Here is a 24,707-nt window from a genome sequence, read left to right on the forward strand (position 1 = left end):
AGTAAGCCACGTCCGGTCTGCCGAGAACTGACCACCAACCCGCCAACCTTCAACCGCATACCGCTCCATTCGATGTCCCGTTCAATCGGGTAGGGGGCTATTGCCCGCGACATCGTGATCGTCACTGAGGAGCTCATGTATCGCCGAACCAGCACTGCGGTGGCAGTTTATGAAACATTCAGGCTAGGCAGCGCGAGGCGGGCCTGATATTACAGTTTCCAGACATAGGCGACGCGCGCCCAGCTTTCCACCGGCTTGCCCTTGGCGCTGGCCGGGCGGAACTTGCACAGCTTGAGCGCCTGGTGCGCCGCGTCGTCGAGCGCCGGGTGGCCGCTCGAGCTTTCCACCTTGCTGTCGGCCAGCTTACCGTCGGCGCCGACCAGGAAGGCCAGCTTCACCGTGCCGTCATGCTGTGCGGCGCGCGCGTCGGCCGGGTAGACCGGCTTGGCGCAGGATGCCAGGTCGACCTTGGGGTGGCTGGCGGCGGCCGGCGCGCTGAAGGCGGCGCAGGCCGCAACTGCCAGTATGGCCATCGAATTGATAAATGGGTTCATGCGATCTCCTTTGGTGGCGTCGTGCGCCTTGGTTTGGGCGGGTGCCTGATTTATAGATTAATCTGTCTAGACAGAGTTGTCTATGACTTTCTTTCCGTCTTTATTGTCAGTGAAATTTATGTAGACAACATTGTCTACGTTGCGTATTCTCGCGTTTTCATTTCAGATCATCCGCGGAGAACCCATGCTCAAAACGATCGCCGCCGCCGGCGCCCTGTCCCTGTTGCCGATGGCCGCGCAAGCGTCTGGCTTGCCCGATTATCCTTTCATCCATGTCAGCGGCGTTGGTACCGCGGTTGCCATGCCGGACCTGGGCCAGATCGATTTCGAGATCGCCGCCTTCGACGCCGACCCGGCCGCCGCCGTCGGCGTGGTCGAGGCGCGCGCCACCGAGATCCGCGCGGCCATGGCGCAGGCGGGCGTGCCGCTCGACGACGTGGAAATTCGCGATGTGCGCAAGGACTTCCGCAAGCAGGACGCGACTGCGGCGGGCGCGCCGGTGCAGTACGATATCCGCGCCGGGGTGCGCATCAACGTGCGCAACCTGGCCCAATGGCGCGCCGCCGCAACGCCGCTGCTGACCATGCCGAACCTTGATGGTTTCATGATCGTGTTCGATACCACCCAGCGTGAAAAAATAGAGATGGAACTGGCCGGCGATGCGCTCAGGATCGCGCGCCGCAAGGCGGAGGGGATTGCGGCGGGACTGGGAAGAAAGCTGGGAGCGGCGAGCGCCGTCAGTACAGGGGACTTGAAGAATCTGACCCGGGCCATGGGGCTGGCGCCGAGCGAGGCTGGTGCACGGTCGTCGCCGGACCAGAAAATCGGCACCGAGCGCGCCGACCTGCTGACGGTGATGTCGCTGAAATTCGCGCAGCCGGTCGACGTGATCTATCGTTTGAAGTAGCCGGGTTCCCGCAGGGTGGGTTGTGCCCTGCGGGAGAGGGCGAAGGTCAGGCGGCTTTGCGAACCGGGTACAGTTCGCTGTCGTCGTCCATATGGGTTGGATTGGCCAGTTCGCGTTTCATGCGGTCGTGATCGAGCTCTTTTTCCCAGTGCGAGACCACCACGGTGGCGACACCGTTGCCGACAAAATTGGTCAGTGCGCGGCATTCGCTCATGAAGCGGTCGATCCCGAGAATGAGCGCCATGCCGGCCACCGGGATGGTCGGCACCACGGCCAGGGTGGCGGCCAGGGTGATGAAGCCGGCGCCGGTGATGCCGGACGCGCCCTTGGAGGTCAGCATCGCCACGCCCAGGATGGTGAGCTGCTGGCTAAGGGTCAGGTCGGTATTGGTGGCCTGCGCCACGAACAGGGCCGCCATGGTCATGTAAATGTTGGTGCCATCGAGGTTGAACGAGTAACCGGTCGGCACCACCAGGCCGACCACCGATTTGGAGCAGCCGAGTTTTTCGAGCTTGCGCATCAGGGCGGGCAGGGCGCTTTCCGAGGAGCTGGTACCGAGCACGATCAGCAGTTCTTCCTTGATGTAGGCGATGAAGCGGAAGATCGAAAAGCCGGTCATGCGGGCGATGGCGCCGAGCACGATGAACACGAACAGGGCGCAGGTGAGGTAGAAGGAACCCATCAGCTTGGCCAGCGGCAGCAGCGAGGCCAGGCCGAATTTACCGATGGTGAAGGCCATCGCGCCGAAGGCGCCGATGGGAGCGACTTTCATAACGATGCCGACCACGCCGAAAATCACATGCGACATGTCGTCGATCAGTTTCGCGACCGGACGTCCGCGCTCGCCCAGCATCGACAGCGCGAAGCCGAACAGGATCGCAAACAGCAGCACTTGCAGGATGTCGCCCTTGGCGAAGGCGTCGACGACGGTGTTCGGGATGATGTTCATCACGAAGTCGACCGTGTTCTGGCTATGCGCCTTGGCCGTGTATTCGGCAATGGCCTTGGTGTCGAGCTTGGCCGGATCGGCGTTGAAGCCGTCGCCCGGACGCACCACGTTGGCGACGATCAGGCCGATCGCCAGCGCGAAGGTGGAGACGACCTCGAAGTACAGCAGCGCCTTGCCGCCAACGCGGCCGATTTTCTTCATGTCCTGCATGCCGGCGATACCGGCGACGACGGTGCAGAAAATCACGGGGGCGATGATCATCTTGATCAGCTTGATGAAGCCGTCGCCCAGCGGTTTCATGTCGACCCCGAGTTTCGGGTAGAACACGCCGAGCAGCACGCCGCACACGATGGCGATCAGAACCTGAACATACAGGATCTTGTAGAAGGGTTTTTTCATGACGGTGTCTCCGTTCGATATTTGAATATCTGTATCTTTATCGAAATCGTGTACGTCATCTATTGTGGATACCCGCAGAATGCGAAGTTTCCACATGTAAATATTTAATGATTGATATGCGGCAATGTCAGTGTCTCTTATCGGGGACACGCCGAGCGTATGAAGTTGGCAATGAGCTGTTCGCGCGCGTGGCCGCTGTGGGCAAACACGCCGATATTGCTGCCGTTGGCGATCGTCGCGCCAAGCCTGCGCGCCAGCTGGGAGGCGCGCGCAGCTTGCAGCTTGTAGCATCAGCCGAAAGAAATGCTGGGCAACAGGGTCGACAGCGCGAGGCGCAATAGTGATCGCATGGGCTTCCTTTGTTGGTACGCGAAGGGCCATGGTGGCCGAGCCCGGCCGCTGCGTCTGCATGGGCGTGGGGCGTGGGATAATGTTGGATTGACATTGAAGGAAACGCATGCAGCGAGCACTCTTTATCTGCAGCCAGAACCGGCTGCGCAGCCCGACGGCCGAGCAGGTCTTCGCCAGCTGGCCCGGGGTCGAAACCGATTCGGCGGGCCTGGGCGGCGATGCCTCGGTGCCGCTCTCGCCCGAGCAGATTGCGTGGGCCACCATCGTGTTCGTGATGGAAAAAGCGCACCGGCGGCGCCTGGGCGAGCGTTTTCGCTCCCATTTGAACGGTAAAAAAGTGATTTGCCTCGATATTCCCGACAACTATACCTATATGCAGCCGGAGCTGATCGGCATCCTGGAAGCGAAGGCTGGAAAATTCCTGCGTCCATGAAGCGGCCCCTGTTACTCGTCGCCGTGTGCGCGCTGTCGCTTGCGTAATTGTGCATGTGACCACCCCGCACGCGGTATAGTCATGCTTTCGACCCCGCGTCGGCCACCTGGGACACCCGCCATGAAATTACTCCGTCATCTGCTGCTCGCTGCCGCCATCGCACCAGCCATCGTGCACGCGGCGCCCAAGGCGAAACCGGCGCCCAAGTCGGTGACCTCGTTCTTCCCCCAGCTCGAACTGGGCCGCTTCCTTGCCGATAATTTCGACCTGGCCTCGGTACGCAGTTCACTGGCCGCGCGGCGCACGCCGGAGCTGCGCACCTTCGCCGATTTCGGCATGCTGCCGACCAATAGCGGCGACGATGGCGTGACCTTCGACGGTGAACGCTGGCTGTACCAGCTGCGCGTGGTGCGCCGCGCCGACATCAACAACGACGGCATCGAAGACCTGGAAGTGTGCTTCACCGACCGCGCCAAAGGCGCCAGCTACGACTCCTCGCAAAGCCTGCTGGTGAGCCGCTACTCCGACGAAACCTACGCCGTCGCGCTGCGCTACGAGTCCGATGCCTGCGGCCCGGCCAAACGCGAAAAGACCAGTACCACGCTGACCGTCCCGTCCAGCAAACCACAATAACCACCAAGGCCATCTTGCACACCACAACTACGATGATCCACGCTGTTTCCCGCACGGCGCTGCGCGCGCCGCTGCTGCTTGCCCTGCTGTCGCCGCTGCAGATGGCCGCTGCCGCCATTCCCGCCACGCCCGTGAAAGCCGCCATGCCCGCGCCGCTGCCTGCGGCCCACGTCGAGGCGGTGCGCCAGATGCTGTCGGTCGTCAAGGGCGAAACCCTGCTCCAGGCTGCGGTGAAGGACAACGCCGCATTGCGCCCGTCCCAGCAAGCGCTGTTCAAGCACCTGTTTGCCACCACCACGCCGCAGCGCCAGCAGGAACTGATCTTGCGCGCGCTGGCGCGCCACCTGACCCTGGAGGAGGCGCGCAGTATCGCCGAAGCCTACGCCACTGCGCCCGGACAACGAGCCCTGGCGCTGCCGGCCGGCGCCAACCAGTCCGACGATGTGGCGGCGTTCAACGCCTTGCCGCCGGCGCTGCTGCTGGCCGGCGCCGTCAAGGCGGCCCGGCCCGCCATCGAGCAGGCCGCCAACGAATGGGGAGCCGATGCGCTCCACAAGCTGACCGAAACCGCGGTCGCGGTGGCGCGGCTGAAAATCGGCGACATCAATAGGGGCGACGAATACAGCGCGCCTGTGTCGATTCAGTACTGGTCGACCAGGACGGGCGTAGCTGCAGCCGACGAACTGGCCCTCGCCCTGGTCGTCTGCGCGCTGAAGACGGACCATGCGAATCGGGAGTTTCTTCTCACGGCCAAGGAAATGGCGTGGGGAGAAATGCTTTGGCCCGCCAACCTCGCGTCACCGGAGAAGGTCGCGTCCAGCCTGCGCAGGCTCGATCTGGTCGAAGTGGCCGCCGGCCGCTATTTGACCGAACAGCGCGCCGGCTTCCAGCAAGCGAACGACAGCTTCGACAAGATCGATATGCCGTTCGACACGGGCCACGTGGCGGACGCCGCGAAGTCGCTGCTGCCCATCGTCGCGATCGTAGACCGTTTCGGGAAGGCCCAGAATGCGATCATCCCGGCCCAGCGCGCCATCCTGGCGTTTGCCGCCGAGCGCCCGGGCCAGTTCAGCGTCAAGAACGACAAGCTGGTCATCGCCAGCAAGGCCGACGAACGCGCCTTCGCGGCGCTCAACAAGAAGCTGGTCGCGGCGCGCGCCCTGCAGAGCGCCAGATAGCGATTATCAGCGGCTGTCGGTGACGGGCGCCTACTGCGCAGCCCAGCCGCCATCCATGTTCCAGGCCACGCCGCGCACCTGGTTGCCGGCGGCGCTGCACAGGAAAACCGCCAGCGCGCCCAGTTCTTCGGGCGTGACGAATTCGCCGGACGGCTGCTTTTCGCCCAGCAGGGCCTTCTTGGCCTCTTCGTTGCCGATGCCGTCGCGCGCGGCGCGGTCGTCCACCTGTTTTTGCACCAGCGGCGTGAGCACCCAACCCGGGCAGATGGCGTTGCAGGTCACGCCCGTGCCGGCCGTTTCGAGCGCGGTCACCTTGGTAAAGCCGACCAGCCCGTGCTTGGCCGCCACGTAGGCCGATTTTTGCGCCGAGCCGACCAGGCCGTGCACCGAGGCCAGGTTGATGATGCGGCCCCAGTTCTTCTGTTTCATGGCGGGCAGCGCCAGGCGCGTGGTGTGAAACGCCGAGGTGAGGTTAATGGCGATGATTGCATCCCATTTTTCGGCCGGAAAATCCTCGATATTGGCCACATGCTGGATGCCGGCGTTATTGACCAGCACATCGACGCCGCCGAATTTGTCGGTCGCGAACCGCATCATCGCTTCGATCTCGCTTGGCTTCGACATGTCGGCGTTGTGATACGCCGTCTGTACGCCGAATTCGCGCCCCAGGTCGGTGTGCAGTTTGTCGATCTGGCCGGCGTCGCCGAAGCCGTTGAAGACGATGTTAGCGCCTTCCCGGGCCAGCGAACGCGCGATGCCGAGGCCGATGCCAGAGGTGGAACCGGTGACCAGTGCGCTTTTACCGCTCAACATACCTGATTTCATTGTGTCCTCTACAGAAAGAGTTTGGGGGTGGATGAGGTAGAATTCTAAACGCAGTGAAGATTGAAGCACACATTGGACAATGGCGACGGATCGACACGCTTGACAACACCTCAACAGGAGCCGGCATGAGCGAGGCAAGAATCAAATCCGTCCAGTGCATGTCGCCCGCCGGCCTGCACCAGATGTCGTACAAGGAGTGGGGCGACCCGGCCAACCCGCGCGTGCTGGTGTGCGTGCATGGCGTCACGCGGGTGGGCGACGATTTCGACAGCCTGGCGCGCGCGCTGGCCGGCCACTACCGCGTGGTGGCGCCCGACGTGGTGGGGCGCGGCCGCTCGGGGCGCCTGGCCAATCCGCAGCTGTACCGCGTGCCCCAATACGTGAGCGACATGGTGACCTTGATCGCGCGCATCACCGGGGGCAATGGCATTGATGGCGTCGACTGGTTCGGCACCTCGATGGGTGGCCTGATCGGCCTGGCCCTGGCGTCGCTGCCCGGCACCCCGGTGCGCAAACTGGTCCTGAACGATATCGGCCCGACGCTCGACCCGGCGGCGCTGCTGCGCATCGGCGACTATATCGGCCAGGAGCTGCGCTTTCCGACCTTTGACGCGGCCGCGCGCTTTGTGCGCGAGGTGTCGCAGTCGTTCGGCGAGCACACCGAAGAGGAGTGGCGCAAGCTGGCCGCCGACGTGCTGCGCCAGGAGCCGGACGGCCAGTGGGTGCGTCATTACGACATGGGCCTGGCGCTGCCGTTTCGCTCGGCCACGCCCGAGAGCACGCGCGCCGATGAAGCCATGCTGTGGGCCGCCTACGATGCCATCGCCTGTCCGACCCTGCTGGTGCGCGGCGAACACTCCGACCTGCTCTCGCGCGCCACCGCCGCCAGCATGGCCGCGCGCGGGCCGCGCGCCACGCTGGTGGAGATTGCCAACGTGGGCCATGCCCCGACCTTTATTCACGACGACCAGATCGCCATCGCACGACAATTTTTGATTGGTACTTGAAAGACATTATGGAAATTACACGACTGCACGTAGGAAAACGCCTGTCCGAAGTGGCGATTCACAATGGCACGGTCTACCTGGCCGGCCAGATCGCCGAAGACACCTCCGCCGACATCGTGGGCCAGACCCGCGAAGTGCTGGGCCACGTCGACCGCCTGCTGGCCGAAGCGGGCAGCGACAAGAGCTGCATCTTGATGTGCCAGATCTTCATCGCCGACATGGCCGGTTTCGCCGGCATGAACGCGGTCTGGGACGAATGGGTCGCATCCGGCCACACGCCGCCGCGCGCCACCGTCGAATCGAAGCTGGCCGACCCCGCATGCCTGGTTGAGATCGTCGTTACCGCAGCCCTGCGCTAAGCCGCATGGTCTCGATTGCAGCACTCGGCAGCACAACGGCCGAACTGGTACAGGGGCTCAGTCCGGACGACTGCGCGCGCGTCGAAAGCGCGCTGGCGTATGCGGGCGACGCCTACAAGGACATGGCCTGCGCGTCGGGCCAGAACGCCTTCGATTTCGCGGTCGGAGTGGCCAGCACCCTGGCATATTTGCGAAGCGATGCCGAAACCCGCATCGCCGGCTTGATGTTCGAGCTGACGGTGCTCGATCCGAAAGCGGTGGAGGGCCTGGAAGCGCGCGTCGGGCGCGAGGCGACCGACCTCGTGACCGGCGTGCGCCAGCTGATCCGCCTGCGCGACATGACGGTCGGCCACCAGACTGTCGGCCGTGGCAAGAACGCGGCCCAGCAAGCCGTGGCCCAGGTCGAAACGCTGCGCAAGATGCTGCTGGCGATGGCCACCGACATGCGCGTGGTGCTGGTGCGCCTGGCTTCGTGCGTGACGACCCTGCGCTATTTTGCCGACATCAAGCGCTTCGACGACCTCACCTGCGCCTACGGGCGCGAGACGCTCGACCTGTACGCGCCGCTGGCCAACCGGCTCGGTATCTGGCAGCTCAAGTGGGAGCTGGAAGACCTGTCGTTCCGCTTCATCGAGCCCGATACCTACAAGCGCATCGCCAAGATGCTCGAAGAAAAACGCATGATGCGCGAAGGCTTCGTGCAGTCGGCCATCGTGCGTTTGCAGAACGAACTGGCGGCGGCCGGCATCACGGCCGAAGTGTTCGGGCGGCCCAAGCACATCTACAGCATCTGGAGCAAGATGCGCGGCAAGGAGCTCGATTTCAACGAGCTCTATGACGTGCGCGCCTTCCGCGTGATCGTGGCCGACGACAAGACCTGCTACACGGTGCTGGGCGTGGTCCACAATATCTGGACCCCGATCCCGAAGGAGTTCGACGACTATATCTCGCGCCCCAAGTCGAACGGCTACCAGTCGCTGCACACGGTCGTCACGGCAGATGATGGCCGCCCGCTCGAAGTGCAGATCCGCACCCAGGAGATGCACAACTTCGCCGAGTACGGCATCGCGGCGCACTGGCGCTACAAGGAAGAGGGCGGATCGAACTTCAAGGGCCAGGCCTACGACGAGAAGATCGCCTGGCTGCGCCAGTTGCTGGCCTGGAAGACCGACGTGGCCGACGCCGTCGTCGGGCAGGAGGAAATCCAGCGCGAGTGGGTCGAAAAGCTCAAGTCGACCACCCTGGACGACCGCATTTTCGTCCTCACGCCGCAGGCGCGCGTGCTGGAACTGCCGGTGGGCGGCACGCCGATCGACTTTGCCTATCACCTGCACAGCGAAGTCGGGCACCGCTGCCGTGGCGCGCGCGTGGACGGCATCATGGTGCCGCTCAATACCGCGCTGAAAAACGGCCAGACCTGCGAGATCATCACCGCCAGTCGCGCCTCCGGCAGCGCCGGTCCGTCGCGCGACTGGCTCAATGCCGACTACACGGTCAGCACGCGCACGCGCGCCAAGGTGCGCGCCTGGTTCCACGCCATCGACCTGGAAGAGACGCTGGCGCACGGCCGCGCCTTGGTCGAAAAGTCGCTCCAGCGCGAAGGCAAGACCGCCGTCAACCTGGAACAGTTGGCGCACAAGCTGGGCTTCGCCAAGGTCGACGATCTGTTCATCTCGGTCGGCAAGGAAGAATTCAGCTTGCGCCACGTGGAGCAGGCGCTGCACGACACCGGCGAAGTGGTGGTGCCGGAAGACGCGGTGGTGCTCGGTAAAAGCCGGGCTTCGAGCGTGGAGCAGGGCGCCAAGTCGGGCGTGCTGGTGGTCGGCACCGAGGGCCTGATGACGGCGCTGGCCAAGTGCTGCAAACCGGCGCCGCCGGACGGCATCGTCGGTTTCGTCACGCGCGGCAAGGGCGTCTCGATCCACCGCGCCACCTGCAAGAACTTCGCCGAAATGCGCGCCAAGGCGCCCGAGCGGGTGATCCAGACCGACTGGGGCCGCGCCGGGCACGACACGGTCTACCCGGTCGACCTGTTCATCCTGGCGGGCGACCGCCAGGGCTTGCTGCGCGATATCTCCGAAGTGTTCTCGCGCGAGAAAATCAACGTCATCGGCGTCAATACCCAAAGCGCCAAGGGGCAGGCGCGCATGACGTTTACCGCCGAAATCGGCTCGACCGCGCAGCTGCGAAAAGCCCTGGGAGCGATCATGGAGGTAGGCGGCGTACAAGAAGCGCGGCGGCAGTAAGTGGTGATCCTGCCCAAGTCGTTCCTGTACTCCAAGCCGCGCGATTGGGGCCGCCACGCCTGGCGCTTCTTTTTCAGCTGGTGGTACATGGTGTACCTGGGGGCGGTCGCGCTGGTGATGGCGTTTTCGCCCTCGACCTACAACCGCACCAACCGCCTGGCCACGTCGCGCTACATCTACACCAGCACCTGGCAGGTGCTGCCGTGGTTTACCTTGCTGGCGGCGCTGGTGAGCCTGGTGCTGATCCGGGTGGTGGTGGTCACGTCGCAAAGCTACGGCCTGTCGCGCTACGCGCTCGAGATGGTGGTGCGGGTGCTGGTGCTCGAACTCATTCCCCTGACCGCCGCCATGTTCGTGGCGCTGCGCGCGGGACTGGCGTTCAATGCCGGCGACGCGCTGGCGCTGGCCGCCGCATCGACGCCCGACCGTTCGCGCCAGGCCCAGAACCGGCTGCGCCAGGACCTGGTGCCGCAGGTGATCGCCAATGCGTTCGCGGTCCTCTCCCTGGCCATGGTCAGCAGCGTGATCGTGCTGGTGCTGGCCTACACCAGCGTGTACGGCCTCTCGCCCTGGGGCCTGGGCGACTATACGCGCACCGTGGGGCGCATTTTCAATCCGGCGGTGACGATTGGCTTCGTGCTCAAAACCGTGTTCTTCGGGCTGTCGGTGGCGGTCATTCCGAGCGCCGCGATCCTCGAAGCCCACCGTTACGGGCGCACCTCGTCGTCCACCGTGCAGCCGGGCGCGGTGCGCCTGCTGTTCGTGTTGCTGCTGATCGAAGCGGGCTCGCTGGCCGTCAAATACATATAGGTGGAACAAACAAGTGGAATCGAAGATGAGCCAACCCAACCCGAATCCGGACGAAGCCCCGGCCGAGGCGGTCGCCAACGTGGAAGTCAAGGCGGTCGTGCTGCTGGTACTGATGAGCGCCCTGATCATCACCTTTTTGCTGTACGTGATGTACGCGCGCGGGGTGTTCGAAAGCACCCAGCGCCTGGTGCTGCTGTCGGAGGATTCGGACGGCGTCATCCCTGGCATGGACGTGACGTTTTCGGGCTTTCCGGTAGGCCGGGTGCAGCGCGTGGAGCTCGCGCCCGACGGCAAGGTGCGCATCCTGGTCGACGTGCCGCGCAAGGACGCCAAATGGCTCAAGACCTCGAGCGTGTTTACCGTCGAGCGCGGCCTGGTGGGGGACACGCGCATCAAGGCCTTCAGCGGCATCCTGAGCGATCCGGTGCTGCCGCCCGATTCGGTGCGCACCGTGCTGCGCGGCGACACCGCCGCCGAGATCCCGCGTCTGGTCGCCAGCGCGCGCGCCTTGCTGGAAAACCTGGAGAACATGACGCGCAGCGATTCGGCCATCAATACCAGCCTGGCCAACATCCAGGCGGCGACCGGGCGCCTGTCGGGCAAGTATGGTTTGCTCGGCACGGCATTGGGCAGCGAGGGCGAGGCCAAGAAACTGCTGCAAACGCTGGAACATGTCGACCAGTTGCTGCTCAAGGCCGACCAGCGCGTGTTCGGCAAGCAGGGCGTGATGGACGAGGCGCAGCTGGCCATCGTGCAGTTGCAGGTGGTGCTCAAGGATGCCAGCAACAGCCTGAAAAAGGTCGATGCGGTGCTGGTCGAAGCGCAGGCCGTGGGCGCCAACGCCAAGGTGGCGACCAAGGACCTGGGCGCGCTGCGCGCCGAGGTGGACGCCAGCCTGCGCAAGGTGACGCGCCTGATCGATGAAATCAACCGCAAGTGGCCCTTTGCACGCGAGACGGAGCTGAAACTGCCATGAAGACCATCTACCTCACCGCCTTGACCGCCGCCGTCCTTGCTGGCTGCTCCGGCAACCCGCCGCCGCCGGCGTGGAAGGGCAACGCCGGCAGCGCGCTGGCCAGTTTCAGCGACGCCTACCTGCGCGGCGAGAGCGGCATCGCCGCCACCGAATTCGCGCGTGCGCGCGCCGAGATGGCCAGCACCGGCCGCCCCGACCTGGTGGCGCATGCGGAGCTGGTGCGCTGCGCCACGCGCGTGGCGAGCATGGAATACGACACCTGCCCCGCCTTCGAAGCCCTGGCGCAGGACGCCACCCCGGCCGAACGCGCGTATGCCGCCTACCTCGCCGGGCGCTGGGACGGCCTCGATGCGGGCCTGCTCCCCGAGCAGCATCGCGCGGTGGTGGCCAGTGCGCGTGCCAGCGACGGCAAGAGCGTGCTGGCGCCCATCGCCGACCCGCTCGCGCGCCTGGTCGCCGCCGGCGTCCTGATGCGCCAGGCGCGCATTGCGCCGGCCGACATGGTGGTCGCCACCGATACCGCGTCCGAACAAGGCTGGCGCAGGCCGCTCTTGACGTGGCTCGGCGTGTCGCTCAAGCGCGCCCAGGCCGCCGGCGACACGCTGGAAGCGGCGCGCCTGCAGCGCCGCATCGACCTGGCCGGCGCCACGCCGCCGCCGGCCCCCTGATTTTCTTCACTAAGAAGGCTGTATGAACCGATCCCTGCGCAGCATGGCCAAATGGAGCATGCTGGCCGTGCTGTTATCGAATATCGCTTGCAACGCCAAGGAGATGCCGGACTCGCGGCGCGACTATCTGCTGGCGCACGATCATGGCTGGATCGACCTGGTTGTCAAGGCGCCGGCCACCGCGCCGGGCTTCAAGCCGGGCGAAGCCTGCTCGGTGGGCTTGAGGATCAACGGCGACATGCTGCTGTTCGAGAGCGCCAACCTGGCCGACGCCGGCAGCGCCGGGATTCCGGTGGGCTTTCGCTTCGTGGCGCCGGCCGGCAAGCTCGATGCGGCGCTGCACCTGCACGGCTGCGTCAAGGATGAACTGGTGCTCAAGCTGCCGCTGCAACTGACCAAGGACCATCTGGTCGAACTGGCCTTTGACGGCGTTGCGCTCACGGCCGGCGAGGCGACCCCGTTCGAACCGACCTCGCTCGAATGGGTACGCACCGAAATGCTCAGGATGCAGGCCAACGCCCACGCCGGCGACGCCGCCACCGGCAAGCTGACCACGCTGGCCACCGCCAGCGTGGCCCTGAACGCTTTCGGCCTGCTGGCGCTGCTGGGCTATGCCTGGAGCCGGCGCCGCCGCTGATCAGTCCGCGGCCGTCGCGCCGGCGCCGCTCAGCTGGGCGCAGGACTTGAAGTCGCCCGGGCCGGTCGCATCGAACTGCAGCGGCACGCCAGCCATTTCGATCTGCCGGGTGCGCGGCGCCACCAGCTTGTAATCGCCTTTTTTCAGGCGCTCGGTAAACTGCGGGCAGCGCGCCATGCTGTGCATCCTGGCGATGACGGTCCATTTTCCTGGGGCGGATTCGGCAAACACCGCCGGCGAGGTATAGGAACCGACACCGACGAACAGCAGTTCATCCTTGCCGTCGGCGTCGAAATCGATCAGGAACACGTCGCACAGCGCTTTCGCCTCGAACAGGCAATTGGGGACGTCGCCGGTGCGCTTCCAGCCCGACAGCGGAAAACTGGCCGGCAAGCGCGCCGCCGCCGGCCATACGTTCAATTGCTCGACCGGCTTGACGGTGTGCTGCTCGACGAAGCGCTCGCCGTTGTCCGGTGTTTCCAGTGCGGTTTTGGCGCGCTCCGCAACCAGCGCCGCCTGCGGGCCGGTCTTGCCTTCCTTGAGCTTGAGCAGGGCGGCGGCGCCGTAGCGCTTCGATGCCGACTTGAGGAAGTAGTAGTCGAACTTCTCGGCGCTGACGGCGCCGCGCTCGAGGCGCGCAACCTGGCTGTTGACGGCGATCCGGTCCGGGTCGGCGAGCGGCGAGATCAGCGCCGTCAGCACGGCAATGACGGCATACGCCGCACCCAGGTTGACCGGCGCCACGCGGCGCAGCCACGCGCCTTTGTCGATGGCGGCCCCTAGGTAACCGAACGCGTAAAAGCTCGCCACCAGCAGCGCGGCGGCGGCGAAGATGCGGTCCGACGTCCAGCCATGGTCGCCCACGCGCAGGGCCAGCGCATAGGTGGCGACGGCGGTCAGCGGCAGCAACAGCACGCAGGCGATGCGCGCGGAGAGGCGCACCAGGCGCGCCACGGCGTCGCCGACCCCGCCGTTTTGCCAGGCGGCGTTGATCAGCACCACCAGCAGCGCGTCGGCGGCCAGCAGGGCCACGGTGGCGTGGCGCGTGGCCCACAGCGCATCGAGCCCGGTGAAAGGCAGGCACAGTACAAAACCGCCGATCAGCAAGGTGGCCACCGGCAGCAGCCATGACATCAGCACCAGCAGCAGGTTGCGGATGCCGTGCACGATCGCGGGCCGCACATCGGTCAGGTGCAGGGCGCAGGCGAAGGCGCAGCACAGCAGCGGAAAGACGAACAGCGGGGACTTCATCAGTTCCGACAAGAAGCTGATCTTGACGAGTTCGAACAGGGTCGCGCCGAGCCACATGGCCAGTTGCAGCGCGCCGGTGAAGAAGGCGGAAAACACCAGCTGGATGAAGAGCTTCCAGGCGATGTCGAAATGGGTGGCGTAGCTGGCCAGGCGGCGGCGGTCATGGGCCGCCGCCAGCACCAGCGAGTGGCCGATGAACAGGATCACCATGCAGAAAAAGAAGACCAGCGGCAGCATGCCCGGCCATCCGGACACCCGTTCCGTGGCGTGGAGGACCGGCGTTTCGCGCCACCCGGTGTGCCAGCCGATGCCGGCCAGCACGCTCGCCGCCAGTGCGCACCAGAGGCCGAGCAGCTTGGGGCGCAGGTGGCCGAGGCTGGAAATGGCCAGCACCGGCACCAGCGCGCCGATCAGCAGCGCCAACGGGCGAACGAGCGGGTCGAACAGATCGTTCTGCTGGAACAGCAGGTACAGGAACAAGCCCTGCAGCACGCCGATGGCGGCGCGCGCCATGCCGACAGATTGCGAAGTTTCTGGGGTTGCAATGGCAGGGGAGGTCGACATGGTGGGTTGAGGGTGATCGCGGGTCGGGAAAAGGCAGCGCCGCCCGCTGGGGGCTGCGCTGCCGGCTGCGCTTACTTGTGCTTGAGCGTCCAGTCGCCCGGTGCGGCTGCGCCGGCCAGCTGGCCGCTCATGTCGAACAGGGCGGCTTGGCCGGACTGGGTTTCGCTCGATCCGCCGGCCACGCTCATGTTCAGTTTTACCACGCCGGCCTTGTCGACGCTGCCCGTCACCGCCGTCGTGCGCGCGCTTGCCTTGCACGAGCCGGTGATTACGCCGGTGAAGCCGATGTTCAGGTCGCAGGCGCCGTACCAGGCGCCGAAGTTACCGCTCCACGGGCCGGCAAAGCGGATCGGATCGAGGTATTCGCGGTTGGTCGAGGCCTGTCCGTAGCTGACCAGCTCGGTCGTGCTGGAGAAGCTGACGTCGCCGGAACCTTTGGACGTGGTCGAGGTGTTGCATGCCACCATCAAGCCGGTGATGATGTCGCGCCAGCAGGTTTTTTCGACCCAGTAGTTAACGTAGACGTTGGCGGTGCGCAGGTCCAGATTGGTTTCGCTGGAAACGATCTTGAGCGTGGAGAAGGTGCCAGCCGGAACAGTCTTGCTTTCGATACCGACCACCTTGCCCTTGCTGGTGAGCGCGCGCGAGGTTTCTTCCTTGGAGCATGGGATACTCATGGTGCTGGCGAAGTCGAAGCTGTCGCCGACCGCTGCGCTGTACGGCGCCTGCATGGCGGCCGGTGCGTAGGTGGCGGTGCAGGCGGCGTACGAATTGGTGGACCGCATGCCGCCCTTGCCATCGAAAACCTCGATGGTTTGCGCGCCTTTTTCCTGGCTGACCGAATCGGCGTTTTCCCAGCCGCCGTCGGCGTTGACCTTGGTGATGCGCTGGGTGACGGACACTTTCCAGCCCATCGTCACATCCGTGTAGGTGGCAAAATCGCCGACGCTGCGGGCCGGCAGGGTGTACGGGCCGCTTGCCGGTGGCGTGACCGGGGTTGGCATCGGGGTCGGCGGCGTCGGGACCAGGACCGGCGGGGTCGGAACCGGCGGGGTCGGCACAGGCGGCGTTGGAACCGGTGGCGTTGGAACCGGCGGCACGGCGACCGGTGGGATGACGGTCAGCGGCGGGTCGATCAGCTGCCCCGGGACGGGAATCGGTGTCAAGGGCGGCGTCGGCGTGACGGGAGCCGGGGTCGGCTCGCTTGGCGCCGGCGGCGTGACGGGCGTCACCGCCGGCGGTGCGACGGGGACCGTGGGAAGTGCCGGTGCCGGCGTTGGCGCCGGTGGCGCATCGCTGCCGCCGCCGCACGCAGTAAGGGCCGTCGCCGAAATCAATCCAAGTAGTCGCATCCGCATCGCTGTCATCCTTTTTTGTCATTATATATATCTCTTCGGTCAACTATAAAAACTAATGTTGAGTAAAGAGCATCGAAGGGTGCGATTATACATGTTGCATATGCTCAAGAATTGCCGAGAATGTTGTTTGGCTGTTTTTGCAACAATATTGGCCGAAACACGCGGTTTTTCTTCGCGCGTGTCGAACCTGCGCCCGCCCGTTCGTCGTCGGGATGCAGTACGCTTGTTTCGATCATTTTTCAATACGGAGACATCATGAACAAACAGATCATCTTTAACCTGCCGGTCAGGGACCTGGACAAATCGAAAGCATTCTTTGCGGCACTCGGCTTTGGCTTTAATGAAGAGATGAGCGGCGACAGCGCGGCGTTCATGAATATCGTGGACGGCAGCATCCACGCCATGCTGATGACCGACGACTTCTTCGCGTCCTTTACCAACAAGCCCGTGGTACGGGCGCTGGAGGCCAACGAGGTGATCATTTGCCTGAGCTGCGAGAGCGCACAGGAAGTCGACAGCCTGATCGCCAGGGCCGCCGCGGCCGGCGCGCGCATCCCGCACCCGCCCGAGGATCATGGCTTCATGTATGACCAGGGCTTCGAGGATCTCGATGGCCACCTGTGGAACCTGGTCTGGGTGGCGAGCGATGCCTGATTGTCAATGCCGGGTTAGGGCAGCCTTGATTATTCGCCCTGCCAGAAGTCCTTGAAAGTCGCATTCCTGAACTTGATATCGGAGAAGCGGGTGCGGAACTCTTCGCCCATGGGCGATTGCGCCGAGAAGCCGACTTTGACAGTGGCCGCGCCCGGCAGGCTGAAGGCGCGCACCATGCTCCAGCTGGCACCGTCGGGCGCGGTGTAGAACACGAACATGTCCTTGCGCCGCACGACCTTGAGGTAAACCTCGCTGCCTTCCCGGGTGCCATGGTGAGCGTCATCGCCCGCGCCCCTGGCCACCGTGGTGGAAATGCCTGGCTTGCCTGTCTTGGCCAGTTCGAACAGCAGCTTTCCCCAAATCGCCTTGTCGCCGTACACAATCAGCGCTGCGCCGTCGAAGGGTTTGCCGAAGCTGGCCGTGGCTTTGGCGGAAAAGATAAAGTCGCCGGCGGGCTGGAACAGGACGCGCGGAGTGTTATCGGCCGTCTCGGTGCCGTCGGTATTGGCGTACAGATCGGTGCCTTTTTTGGCCACCAGCACCAGCGTTCCGGCTTGCACCTGCGCCGCGCCCGGATCGACGCGCATGTCGAGCGCAAATGGCAGCGTGGCGATCGCCGGCTTGACCTCGCTCGGGATGGGGGCGCTTGCCTGTGCTTGCAGGGCGAACAGGGCCGCCGCCAAGGCGACTGTAGCAACTACCGATGCCGGACCGCTTTTCATATCGGGATTCCTGTTGTGGCGAGGTGGGGCGCGCGCTGGAGTGGCGTGCCAAAAAGAGGTTGGAATCGCTTCCAATCACTTTTTCGAAGGTAACATGCTCGCTTCCGCGTTGTCAATATGTGCCTTCGACCCCCGTCGGGGCTACACTGCTGCCGTGTTTCTCTCATTCCATCATCGACAGACCAGCATGTATATCAGTGAACTAGGGCGCCGGACCAAGGCCTCGCCCAAGGCAATCCGGCTTTATGAATCCCTGGGATTATTGGGCAAGGTGGGCCGCAAGGGGACTTACCGGGTCTATTCCGAGCAGAACCTGCAGCAGGTCCGGCTGATCCGCCAGGTGCAGGCGCTCGGGTTCAAGCTGGCCGAGATGGGGCCGCTGCTGGTCGCGGTGCAGGGTACGCCCGACTGGGCGCAGCTCCTGGTGGTCGTGGAGCAGCGCCGCGCGCAGGTAGCCGCCGAGGTGGCGCGTTTGCAGGAGCTTGAACGCGCGCTGGGCGCGGTCGGCGCCGAGATCGGCGCCTGCCTGGCCGCACCGCTGCCGTCGACCCTGGCCGATTGCGTCGACGAGGTCCTTGACTCTGCCCCATGGGACAAGCTGCATACTTCCTGAAATTCATTTTTCAGGAGCATGGCATGGGCGGCAAGACAGGGGCAAAACGGGTTCTGGTGATCGCTGCGCACGCGTCGGATGGCACGTTCGGCAGTGCGCTGGCGCAGGCGTACGCGCAAGCGGCGGGGCAGGCCGGGCACGAGGTCCGGGTGCTGGCCCTGGACCAGATCGCCTTCGATCCGATCCTGCATCACGGCTACAAGGTGGTGCAGGAACTGGAGCCCGATCTGAAAAAGGCGCAGGAGTCGATCACGTGGGCCAATCACCTGGTGTTTGCCTTTCCGGTCTGGTGGGGCGGCATTCCCGCGCTGCTCAAGGGTTTCCTGGACCGGGTCATGCTGCCCGGCTTTGCCTTCAAGTACCAGAAGGGCAAAGCCTTTCCGGCCAAGCTGCTCGGCGGGCGCAGCGCGCATCTGTTGGTCACGATGGATACGCCGCCGTGGTATTACCGGCTGGTGTACCGCGCGCCGGCGATTCGTCAAATGAAAACGACCACGCTGGAGTTTTGCGGCATTACGCCGGTAACAACCCTCCACTGCGGCCCGATTCTCGATTCCACGCCGGAAAAACGCAGCGCCTGGCTGGACCAGGCACGCGCCATGGCCGGCACCATTTAAGCGCGCCGTTTTCCCTGCTTGCCGCTGGCAAAATACAGCGCCAGCCCGGCCAGCGCGGCCGGCAGCCATACCCACAGCAGCTCGGAGACGATCACCACGATGCCGCGCCCGCTGAGGAAGGTCTTGATGGTCAGCGGGCTGACCCGGATCACGCGCACCGGGAAGAACAGGCGCGCGTCCGACACCGGCCAGGCCAGCGCCACGCCCAGCCCGCCGGTGGTGAACATGTCGAGCAGGCCGTGCGAGACGGCGCTGGCGGCGATGAACAAAAAGGCGGCAAGGCGCGACGCACGCAACTGTCGCGCACACGCCGCCGCCAGCAATCCCAGCACAATGGCGAACGCCAGCGAATGCGATGCGCCCCGGTGGCCGAGTTCGTTCGCGTAGGGAACGCCCAGGTGCAAACCGGCGACGTCGAAATCCGGCACGATCGATGCCAGCACGCCGGCCGCCAGCAAGCGGCCCGGAATAATGCGCGATCCGAGCGCCAGGCCGATAGCGAGGGGAACGGCGGGGTGCGAAAAAATGGTCGGCATGGGAATAATCGGGTGGGCTGTCGATATTGACGGGCGAGATGATAACGCGGCGCCGTGTTATCGGTAGTAGTTATCAGATAAATCTTTATGGCAATTTGTTATCGCTTTTGCGATATACTTCGATGGCGTTGCCATGGCGGGGAAGCCACCGGATAAAGCAGCGGTCCTGGCTCGTGAGCCCAGGCTGGCGCGACGGCGTTACCGTTCGCGTACCGCGTTATCCGGCCTTTCTCAGGTTCGATTCCTGATTACGCAGCCGGTAGTTTTTTCCGGACTCACCATCCGGTTCGTGCAACACTTATGCATCATCCCTCAGGCGGCCAATTTCCGGTTGTTGCGCCGCGCGGCGTCAATCCATCGGCGCCGCATTGCGCAACGACAGCGTGCCCCGGCTTTGCATGGCAGTCACTCGGCGCCGGCCCTGCGTTTCAAACCGACGTATCAACGGTTATCCCGATCATCCTGCGCCTTGGGCTGGTCTGCATGACCCTGCGTACCCGGCCCGATTCGGCAGCGCCATCCCGATACCGCCGTCCGCCCGGTTGCGTGGAAGGCTGCCGCGAGGGTTTTATCGAGATACTCCATGTTCCAGCGAAAATTGATAGAAGAACGGCAGGTCGGCCTGCTCTCCACGCCAAAAGGATTCGACAAGATCCTCGGCGCGGGCAGCTACTTCCTGCCGTCCTCGAAAACCCTGCAGGTGCTCAGCTTGTCGGATTTTCCCGCGAACGTGCCCAACCTGGAATGGCTGGTCAACATGCATGGCGCCACCTTGGCCGCCCACCTCGATATCGTGCGCACCGGCGTCGATGAAGTGGCGCTGGTGATCAGCGGACAAACCCAGCATGTGGTGCCGCCCAATTCGCTGCAAGCGTTCTGGAAAAACGGCCTGCCGATCGAGGTCTTGCGCGCCAGGGCCGGCAGCGACCTGAAGGTGCCGGCCGACTGGCTGGCGCGCCTGCCGATCGGGGTATCCATGGCGTGTATTAAACAGGTCGCGATTCCGGCGGCGTCGTTCGGCATGCTGTTCGTCGACGACATGTTCGCCGACTTCCTGGCGCCGGGGCGCCATGCGTACTTTGACGTGCTGCCTAAAACCAAGCTGGTGACGTCGCTGCAAGCGCAGGTGCTCGAAGCGAAAGACGTGGTCAGGTCGATTTTGGGCAGCGGCCATGCGGCTATCGGCGAGCACCTGTTTTCGGTTGAAACCGGCGGCAAGCAGCTGGCGCTCTGGTGGGACAAAAACCAGCTGGTGCATGTGTCGGGGCCGGCCAGGCAGGCGCTGGCCAGCCGGCAGTTGCGCGCCGAATCGATCGAACTCGATGGCGCGCCCTTGCCGGTGCCGGCCCATATCGTCGCGGCCATGCGCGGCAATGCGGCGGTCGCGGCCTTGCTGCAGCCGTACCTGACGACGTGCGAGGTGCCATCGCAGCATGTCGGCATGTTCCATGTGGACGGCGTGTTCGAGGCGACCTTGAAACCCGGTTTTTATGCGTACTGGCATGGCGGCAAGCGCCTGGCCATGACGGCCATCGATACGCGACTGATCGTGATCGAAGTCACCGGGCAGGAAATGCTTACGCAAGACAAGGTGCAATTGCGCGTGAATGTCACGGCGGGCTACCAGATTACCGATGCGCAGCTGGTTACGTCCAAGCTGAACGACTACAAGGATTTCATCTACAAGGAAATCCAGTTCGCCCTGCGCGCCGCCATTGGCAGCCGCACCCTGGACGGTTTGCTCGAGAATAAGAACGACACCGACGAGCAGATTCTCGGCTACATGCAGAAAAAGGCCGCCGTGCTGGGCATCGCGATGATCTCGCTCGGCATCAAGGACTCGATACTGCCGGGTGAAATCAAGGCGATCCTGGGCAAAGTCGTGGAAGCGGAAAAGGCGGCGCAGGCCAATGTGATCCGGCGCCGCGAAGAAACCGCGGCGACCCGTTCGCTGATGAACACGGCCAAAGTCATGGAAGACAATCCGGTGGCGCTGCGCCTGAAAGAACTCGAAACCCTCGAAAAGATTACCGAGAAAATCGAGCATCTGAATGTGTACGGCGGGCTGGAAGGCTTGCTCAAGCAGTTGGCGCCGTTGAAGGGCGGCGCTTAAGCGGACATCCGCAGCCTCAGCGGGTGACTTTTTTCATGTCCAGTTCAATCCAGGTGGGCGCGTGGTCGCTCGGCTTGTCGCGCCCGCGCACGTCGCGGTCGACATTGGCGGCCGTGAGCGCGCCGGCCAGCATGGGGCTGAGCAGCAGATGGTCGATGCGCAGGCCGGCGTCGCGCCCATACGCATCGCGGAAATAATCCCAGAACGTGAAAATGCGCTCGTCCGGGTGCATGCTGCGCAGCGCGTCGGTCCAGCCCTGCGCCACCAGGCGCTGGAAGGCTTCCCGCGTTTCGGGGCGGAACAGGGCGTCGGTAACCCAGCGCTCGGGTTTATAGACGTCCAGCTCGGTCGGGATGGCGTTGAAGTCGCCGGCCAGCACCACCGGCGCGCCGCTGGCCAGCAGCCCTTCGGCGTGGGTGATCAGGCGTTCGAACCAGGCCAGCTTGTAATCGAACTTGGGGCCGGGGCAGGGGTTGCCGTTGGGAAGATACAGGCAGGCCACCAGCACGCCGTCGATGGCCGCTTCGAGGTAGCGGCTTTGCTCGTCGGCGTCGTCGCCCGGCAAGCCGCGCCGCACTTCCACCGGTGCCGTGCCGCGCGCCAGGATCGCCACCCCGTTCCAGCTTTTCTGGCCGATCCACAGCGCCTGGTAGCCGGCCTCGTTGAGGGCCGCTTCGGGGAACCTTTCTTGCGGCGCCTTGAGTTCCTGCAGGCAGGCGACGTCCGGTTGGGTTTCTTCCAGCCATTCCAGCAGGGCGGGTAAGCGGCTGCCGATGCCGTTGATGTTGTAGGTGGCGATGCGCATGGGAGGTCCGGGTCAAGTCAATGTCATGCTATTTTGAACGCAGATGCGCATCGTGCGCCGCACGTTAGTGGCCTGGCCTGAATTCGTCGGGCGGCAAACAAGGTCGTGGTTGAGGATTGCTTTTAGGAATGAATGGTTTCGGATAGAATTGCCTGTTCCGGCGTACTTACGCGCGCGCAATCCCGAGGTACGCTGTTGTTCAATTTCCCATGACTTTACGCTGGCACAGTACGCCCCTGGCGCGCACGGTTCTCGTCGGCCTGATCGTCGCCGGCACCTGCCTGCGGCTGGACTGGCTCGCCACGCAGTCGTTCCACGCGCGCGAGCGCGCCCGCGTGGCCGAACAGGTCGCCGCGCTGCGCTCGATGCTGGAACAGCGGCTGCACCTGCACCTGGCCCCGCTGGCGGCGGGCGCGGCCGTGGTGCAGCTGAAACCGGACCTGACGCAAGCCCAGTTCCAGCGCCTCGGCCAGGGCCTGCTCAAGGACGCGCCCGCCGTGCGCACGCTGGCCTTGTCGCCGAATGCGGTGGTGCGCCACGTGTTTCCGCCCGATCAAGCTGCTCATCTGCACACGATGCCGACCCTGGCCGAGGTCGAGCAAAGCGCGCGCGACGGCACGGTGCGCCTGGCCGGGCCGATGCAACTGGGCGATGGCGGCCTGGGCATGGTGGCGCGGCGCCCGGTCTACCTCGACCCGGACAGCCGGCTGCAGTTCTGGGGCTTTGTCAGCGCCGTCATCGATTACGACCGCTTCATGGCACTGGCCAAACCGCTGCTGGCCGCGCCCGACATCGCTTTCGCACTGCGCCATGTCAGCCCGGGTGGTGCGCCGCGCGCCGTTTTCCAGGGCGCGCCGGCGACCTTCGACGCGCTGTCGGAAACGGCGCTGATCGCCACGCCCGACGGCTTTTGGCAGGTCGGCGCGCGTCCGCAAGGCGGCTGGGAGCAGCCGCGCCCGTATTCCCTGCCGCTGCGCCTGCTGATGCTGGCCGTGCTGCTGGTGACCGGCGCCGCTACCTGGGTGTTGCGCGCCCGTGGCCTGCGCAACAAGATGCTGCTGCGCGAGCTGGAAGCGGGCGAGGCAGCCCGGGTGCAGTGGGTGGCCGATACCTCGCACGAATTGCGCACCCCCATCACGATCCTGGCGACCCATCTGGACGCCATGCAGGACGGCATCATCGCCCCGACTCCCGACAGGCTGGCGGTCTTGTCCGACACGGTCCGGGAGATGGAGCGGCTGGTAAGCGACCTGCACGTACTGGCGCGCGCCGATGCCGGCGCCCAGGCCTTGCTGTGCCAGCAGGTCGATGTGGCCGCGCTGTGCGGCGAGGTGGCGGCCGCCTTTGCGCCGCGCCTTGCCAGCCATCCCTTGCACTATCGCCTGATCGATGAACTGGCGCCCGGCTGCCTGGTCCAGGGCGACCGCCAGCGCCTCGGCCAGGTGCTGACCAATCTGATCGGCAATTCGCTGCGCTACACCGACGCCGGCGGTGCCTTGCACCTGACGCTGGCGCTGGCCGGCCCGCACATCGTCATCCGGGTCGAGGATTCCGCACCGGGCGTGCCCGATGCCGCGCTGGCGCGCCTGTTCGAGCGGTTTTACCGGGTCGACGAGTCGCGCAGCCGGGCCAGCGGCGGTTCCGGGCTGGGCCTGGCGATCTGCGAGGCCATCGTCGCCGGCCACGGAGGGCGCATGCAGGCCGGGCATTCGCCGCTGGGCGGCTTGCGTATCGATATTTTTCTGCCGGCCCATGCGCCGCACGCCCACCACGGAGATTGCCCATGACATCGCCCCTCGTTTTGCTGGTCGAGGATGAACCGCGCATTGCCGAGATTCAGCTTGCTTACTTGCAGCAGGCCGGCATGCGCACCCACCACTTGCTGCGCGGCGATGAAGTGGTCGAGTGGGTGCGCGCCAAGCTGCCCGACCTGGTTTTGCTCGACCTCATGCTGCCCGGCCTGGACGGGACCGCCGTGTGCAGCCAGCTGCGCACGTTTACGGACGTGCCGGTGATCATGGTCACCGCGCGGGTGGAAGAAATCGACCGCCTGCTCGGCTTCGACGTGGGCGCCGACGACTATCTGTGCAAACCGTTCAGCCCGCGTGAACTGGTGGCGCGCGCAGGTATGCCTGCGCCGGCGCGGGAAAGCGGCGGCCGGGCCGCGCACGCCGACCAGCGCGCTGTCGATCGACGAGGAGCGCCAGTGCGCCACCTGGAACGGGGCGCGGCTGGAACTGACGGCGCAGCAATTTCGCCTGCTGAACGTGATGGCGCGCCAGCCCGGACGTATTTTTTCGCGCGCGCAGTTGCTGGAGCTGGCCTTCGAGGCCGGCAGCGAACGTTTCGACCGCGCCATCGACAGCCAGATCAAGAACTTGCGCAAGAAACTCTCGCAGCAAGTGGTGGACCAGGAATTGATTCATTCCGTCTACGGCGTTGGCTACCGTTTCGAATGCCAGCCGGCATGATGAATCTTGCCCGGACGCCATAATTGCGCCACATTTGCTCGTCAATATGCAGGCTCGGAAGACAGCCATCA

The 24,707-nt window shown here is 64.8% G+C and carries 24 protein-coding genes and 1 pseudogene; 17 read left to right on the plus strand and 8 right to left on the minus strand.

Going from position 1 to position 24,707, the window contains the following annotated elements:
* Positions 1 to 209: 209 nt before the first annotated feature.
* The gene (locus tag F0185_RS19240; RefSeq protein WP_229477097.1) at positions 210 to 554 is read right to left on the minus strand and encodes an energy transducer TonB; all 345 of its coding nucleotides are present in this window, start codon (positions 552 to 554) and stop codon (positions 210 to 212) included.
* Between the two features lie 184 nt (positions 555 to 738).
* Here F0185_RS19240 and F0185_RS19245 point away from each other — a divergent pair, with 184 nt between their 5' ends.
* Positions 739 to 1,461, plus strand: coding sequence for an SIMPL domain-containing protein (locus tag F0185_RS19245; protein WP_167227125.1), 723 nt, complete (start codon positions 739 to 741; stop codon positions 1,459 to 1,461).
* 46 nt (positions 1,462 to 1,507) lie between these two features.
* On the opposite strand, the gene F0185_RS19250 is transcribed toward F0185_RS19245, so the two are convergent.
* Positions 1,508 to 2,809 (minus strand): dicarboxylate/amino acid:cation symporter, encoded by a 1,302-nt coding sequence (locus F0185_RS19250; RefSeq protein ID WP_167227127.1) that lies wholly within the window; start codon positions 2,807 to 2,809, stop codon positions 1,508 to 1,510.
* A gap of 457 nt (positions 2,810 to 3,266) precedes the next feature.
* On the opposite strand from F0185_RS19250, the gene F0185_RS19255 reads away from it, so the two are divergent.
* The 3 genes from F0185_RS19255 (at position 3,267) to F0185_RS19265 (ending at position 5,404) form a co-directional block, all read left to right on the plus strand.
* Complete coding sequence (locus F0185_RS19255) at positions 3,267 to 3,593, plus strand: low molecular weight protein tyrosine phosphatase family protein (protein WP_167227130.1); 327 nt, start codon at positions 3,267 to 3,269, stop codon at positions 3,591 to 3,593.
* A gap of 120 nt (positions 3,594 to 3,713) precedes the next feature.
* On the plus strand, positions 3,714 to 4,226 hold the full coding sequence (locus tag F0185_RS19260; protein ID WP_167227132.1) for a hypothetical protein: 513 nt from the start codon (positions 3,714 to 3,716) through the stop codon (positions 4,224 to 4,226).
* A gap of 14 nt (positions 4,227 to 4,240) precedes the next feature.
* Positions 4,241 to 5,404 carry a hypothetical protein gene (locus tag F0185_RS19265; protein WP_167227134.1) on the plus strand — a complete coding sequence of 388 codons (1,164 nt, stop codon included), beginning with the start codon at positions 4,241 to 4,243 and terminating at the stop codon, positions 5,402 to 5,404.
* Between the two features lie 30 nt (positions 5,405 to 5,434).
* Here F0185_RS19265 and F0185_RS19270 read toward each other — a convergent pair whose 3' ends face one another.
* Entirely contained in the window at positions 5,435 to 6,217 is a 783-nt protein-coding gene (locus F0185_RS19270) for a 3-hydroxybutyrate dehydrogenase (RefSeq protein WP_229477098.1), read from the minus strand.
* Positions 6,218 to 6,354: 137 nt separating this feature from the next.
* On the opposite strand from F0185_RS19270, the gene F0185_RS19275 reads away from it, so the two are divergent.
* Genes F0185_RS19275 through F0185_RS19305 form a run of 7 tightly spaced genes read left to right on the plus strand, consistent with a single transcriptional unit; the run spans position 6,355 to position 12,932 of the window.
* Positions 6,355 to 7,236 carry an alpha/beta fold hydrolase gene (locus F0185_RS19275; protein ID WP_167227138.1) on the plus strand — a complete coding sequence of 294 codons (882 nt, stop codon included), beginning with the start codon at positions 6,355 to 6,357 and terminating at the stop codon, positions 7,234 to 7,236.
* Positions 7,237 to 7,244: 8 nt separating this feature from the next.
* Positions 7,245 to 7,595: a RidA family protein gene (locus F0185_RS19280; protein ID WP_167227140.1), complete on the plus strand. Its 351-nt coding sequence runs from the start codon at positions 7,245 to 7,247 to the stop codon at positions 7,593 to 7,595.
* A 5-nt stretch (positions 7,596 to 7,600) separates the two neighbouring features.
* A complete protein-coding gene (locus tag F0185_RS19285; protein ID WP_167227142.1) occupies positions 7,601 to 9,841 on the plus strand; it encodes a RelA/SpoT family protein in 2,241 nt (746 codons plus the stop codon).
* Positions 9,842 to 10,651: an MlaE family ABC transporter permease gene (locus tag F0185_RS19290; protein WP_368737915.1), complete on the plus strand. Its 810-nt coding sequence runs from the start codon at positions 9,842 to 9,844 to the stop codon at positions 10,649 to 10,651.
* A gap of 25 nt (positions 10,652 to 10,676) precedes the next feature.
* On the plus strand, positions 10,677 to 11,627 hold the full coding sequence (locus tag F0185_RS19295; RefSeq protein ID WP_167227144.1) for an MlaD family protein: 951 nt from the start codon (positions 10,677 to 10,679) through the stop codon (positions 11,625 to 11,627).
* Positions 11,624 to 12,295 (plus strand): hypothetical protein, encoded by a 672-nt coding sequence (locus tag F0185_RS19300; RefSeq protein ID WP_167227146.1) that lies wholly within the window; start codon positions 11,624 to 11,626, stop codon positions 12,293 to 12,295. Before F0185_RS19295 ends, F0185_RS19300 begins: the two co-directional genes overlap by 4 nt.
* A gap of 22 nt (positions 12,296 to 12,317) precedes the next feature.
* Positions 12,318 to 12,932 carry a hypothetical protein gene (locus F0185_RS19305; RefSeq protein ID WP_167227148.1) on the plus strand — a complete coding sequence of 205 codons (615 nt, stop codon included), beginning with the start codon at positions 12,318 to 12,320 and terminating at the stop codon, positions 12,930 to 12,932.
* Here the strand turns inward: F0185_RS19305 and F0185_RS19310 are convergent, their stop codons facing one another.
* Together F0185_RS19310 and F0185_RS34305 are read right to left on the minus strand one after the other, a co-directional pair.
* Entirely contained in the window at positions 12,933 to 14,747 is a 1,815-nt protein-coding gene (locus F0185_RS19310; RefSeq protein WP_167227150.1) for a DUF4153 domain-containing protein, read from the minus strand.
* A 71-nt stretch (positions 14,748 to 14,818) separates the two neighbouring features.
* Complete coding sequence (locus tag F0185_RS34305; RefSeq protein ID WP_187362594.1) at positions 14,819 to 16,105, minus strand: hypothetical protein; 1,287 nt, start codon at positions 16,103 to 16,105, stop codon at positions 14,819 to 14,821.
* Between the two features lie 255 nt (positions 16,106 to 16,360).
* Here F0185_RS34305 and F0185_RS19320 point away from each other — a divergent pair, with 255 nt between their 5' ends.
* Entirely contained in the window at positions 16,361 to 16,759 is a 399-nt protein-coding gene (locus F0185_RS19320; protein ID WP_187362595.1) for a VOC family protein, read from the plus strand.
* 29 nt (positions 16,760 to 16,788) lie between these two features.
* Here the strand turns inward: F0185_RS19320 and F0185_RS19325 are convergent, their stop codons facing one another.
* A complete protein-coding gene (locus tag F0185_RS19325; RefSeq protein ID WP_167227152.1) occupies positions 16,789 to 17,481 on the minus strand; it encodes a DUF1349 domain-containing protein in 693 nt (230 codons plus the stop codon).
* A 187-nt stretch (positions 17,482 to 17,668) separates the two neighbouring features.
* Here F0185_RS19325 and F0185_RS19330 point away from each other — a divergent pair, with 187 nt between their 5' ends.
* Together F0185_RS19330 and F0185_RS19335 are read left to right on the plus strand one after the other, a co-directional pair.
* Positions 17,669 to 18,094, plus strand: a complete 426-nt coding sequence (locus tag F0185_RS19330) for a MerR family transcriptional regulator (protein ID WP_167227153.1) — start codon at positions 17,669 to 17,671, stop codon at positions 18,092 to 18,094.
* A gap of 23 nt (positions 18,095 to 18,117) precedes the next feature.
* Entirely contained in the window at positions 18,118 to 18,711 is a 594-nt protein-coding gene (locus F0185_RS19335) for an NAD(P)H-dependent oxidoreductase (protein ID WP_167227155.1), read from the plus strand.
* On the opposite strand, the gene F0185_RS19340 is transcribed toward F0185_RS19335, so the two are convergent.
* Positions 18,708 to 19,247: a metal-dependent hydrolase gene (locus F0185_RS19340; protein WP_167227157.1), complete on the minus strand. Its 540-nt coding sequence runs from the start codon at positions 19,245 to 19,247 to the stop codon at positions 18,708 to 18,710. The two genes, F0185_RS19335 and F0185_RS19340, sit on opposite strands and share 4 nt — an antisense overlap.
* Positions 19,248 to 19,830: 583 nt before the next feature.
* On the opposite strand from F0185_RS19340, the gene F0185_RS19345 reads away from it, so the two are divergent.
* The gene (locus tag F0185_RS19345; RefSeq protein ID WP_167227159.1) at positions 19,831 to 21,360 is read left to right on the plus strand and encodes a slipin family protein; all 1,530 of its coding nucleotides are present in this window, start codon (positions 19,831 to 19,833) and stop codon (positions 21,358 to 21,360) included.
* Between the two features lie 16 nt (positions 21,361 to 21,376).
* On the opposite strand, the gene xth is transcribed toward F0185_RS19345, so the two are convergent.
* Entirely contained in the window at positions 21,377 to 22,165 is a 789-nt protein-coding gene (gene xth / locus F0185_RS19350) for an exodeoxyribonuclease III (protein ID WP_167227161.1), read from the minus strand.
* A 209-nt stretch (positions 22,166 to 22,374) separates the two neighbouring features.
* On the opposite strand from xth, the gene F0185_RS19355 reads away from it, so the two are divergent.
* Positions 22,375 to 23,952 carry an ATP-binding protein gene (locus tag F0185_RS19355; RefSeq protein WP_167227163.1) on the plus strand — a complete coding sequence of 526 codons (1,578 nt, stop codon included), beginning with the start codon at positions 22,375 to 22,377 and terminating at the stop codon, positions 23,950 to 23,952.
* Positions 23,949 to 24,636, plus strand: a pseudogene (locus F0185_RS19360) (response regulator). The gene F0185_RS19355 and the pseudogene F0185_RS19360 overlap by 4 nt, the downstream one beginning before the upstream one ends.
* Positions 24,637 to 24,707 lie beyond the last annotated feature (71 nt).

This window comes from Massilia rubra (genome assembly GCF_011682065.1).
Taxonomy (GTDB): domain Bacteria; phylum Pseudomonadota; class Gammaproteobacteria; order Burkholderiales; family Burkholderiaceae_D; genus Telluria_A; species Telluria_A rubra.

Bases quoted from the DNA above. Each gene is read 5' to 3' on its own strand.
- F0185_RS19240 (WP_229477097.1), bottom strand. From the start codon at position 554: ATGAACCCATTTATCAATTCGATGGCCATACTGGCAGTTGCGGCCTGC.
- F0185_RS19245 (WP_167227125.1), top strand. From the start codon at position 739: ATGCTCAAAACGATCGCCGCCGCCGGCGCCCTGTCCCTGTTGCCGATG.
- F0185_RS19250 (WP_167227127.1), bottom strand. From the start codon at position 2,809: ATGAAAAAACCCTTCTACAAGATCCTGTATGTTCAGGTTCTGATCGCC.
- F0185_RS19255 (WP_167227130.1), top strand. From the start codon at position 3,267: ATGCAGCGAGCACTCTTTATCTGCAGCCAGAACCGGCTGCGCAGCCCG.
- F0185_RS19260 (WP_167227132.1), top strand. From the start codon at position 3,714: ATGAAATTACTCCGTCATCTGCTGCTCGCTGCCGCCATCGCACCAGCC.
- F0185_RS19270 (WP_229477098.1), bottom strand. From the start codon at position 6,217: ATGTTGAGCGGTAAAAGCGCACTGGTCACCGGTTCCACCTCTGGCATC.
- F0185_RS19275 (WP_167227138.1), top strand. From the start codon at position 6,355: ATGAGCGAGGCAAGAATCAAATCCGTCCAGTGCATGTCGCCCGCCGGC.
- F0185_RS19280 (WP_167227140.1), top strand. From the start codon at position 7,245: ATGGAAATTACACGACTGCACGTAGGAAAACGCCTGTCCGAAGTGGCG.
- F0185_RS19285 (WP_167227142.1), top strand. From the start codon at position 7,601: ATGGTCTCGATTGCAGCACTCGGCAGCACAACGGCCGAACTGGTACAG.
- F0185_RS19295 (WP_167227144.1), top strand. From the start codon at position 10,677: ATGAGCCAACCCAACCCGAATCCGGACGAAGCCCCGGCCGAGGCGGTC.
- F0185_RS19300 (WP_167227146.1), top strand. From the start codon at position 11,624: ATGAAGACCATCTACCTCACCGCCTTGACCGCCGCCGTCCTTGCTGGC.
- F0185_RS19305 (WP_167227148.1), top strand. From the start codon at position 12,318: ATGAACCGATCCCTGCGCAGCATGGCCAAATGGAGCATGCTGGCCGTG.
- F0185_RS19310 (WP_167227150.1), bottom strand. From the start codon at position 14,747: ATGTCGACCTCCCCTGCCATTGCAACCCCAGAAACTTCGCAATCTGTC.
- F0185_RS34305 (WP_187362594.1), bottom strand. From the start codon at position 16,105: ATGCGGATGCGACTACTTGGATTGATTTCGGCGACGGCCCTTACTGCG.
- F0185_RS19320 (WP_187362595.1), top strand. From the start codon at position 16,361: ATGAACAAACAGATCATCTTTAACCTGCCGGTCAGGGACCTGGACAAA.
- F0185_RS19325 (WP_167227152.1), bottom strand. From the start codon at position 17,481: ATGAAAAGCGGTCCGGCATCGGTAGTTGCTACAGTCGCCTTGGCGGCG.
- F0185_RS19330 (WP_167227153.1), top strand. From the start codon at position 17,669: ATGTATATCAGTGAACTAGGGCGCCGGACCAAGGCCTCGCCCAAGGCA.
- F0185_RS19335 (WP_167227155.1), top strand. From the start codon at position 18,118: ATGGGCGGCAAGACAGGGGCAAAACGGGTTCTGGTGATCGCTGCGCAC.
- F0185_RS19340 (WP_167227157.1), bottom strand. From the start codon at position 19,247: ATGCCGACCATTTTTTCGCACCCCGCCGTTCCCCTCGCTATCGGCCTG.
- F0185_RS19345 (WP_167227159.1), top strand. From the start codon at position 19,831: ATGTTCCAGCGAAAATTGATAGAAGAACGGCAGGTCGGCCTGCTCTCC.
- xth (WP_167227161.1), bottom strand. From the start codon at position 22,165: ATGCGCATCGCCACCTACAACATCAACGGCATCGGCAGCCGCTTACCC.
- F0185_RS19355 (WP_167227163.1), top strand. From the start codon at position 22,375: ATGACTTTACGCTGGCACAGTACGCCCCTGGCGCGCACGGTTCTCGTC.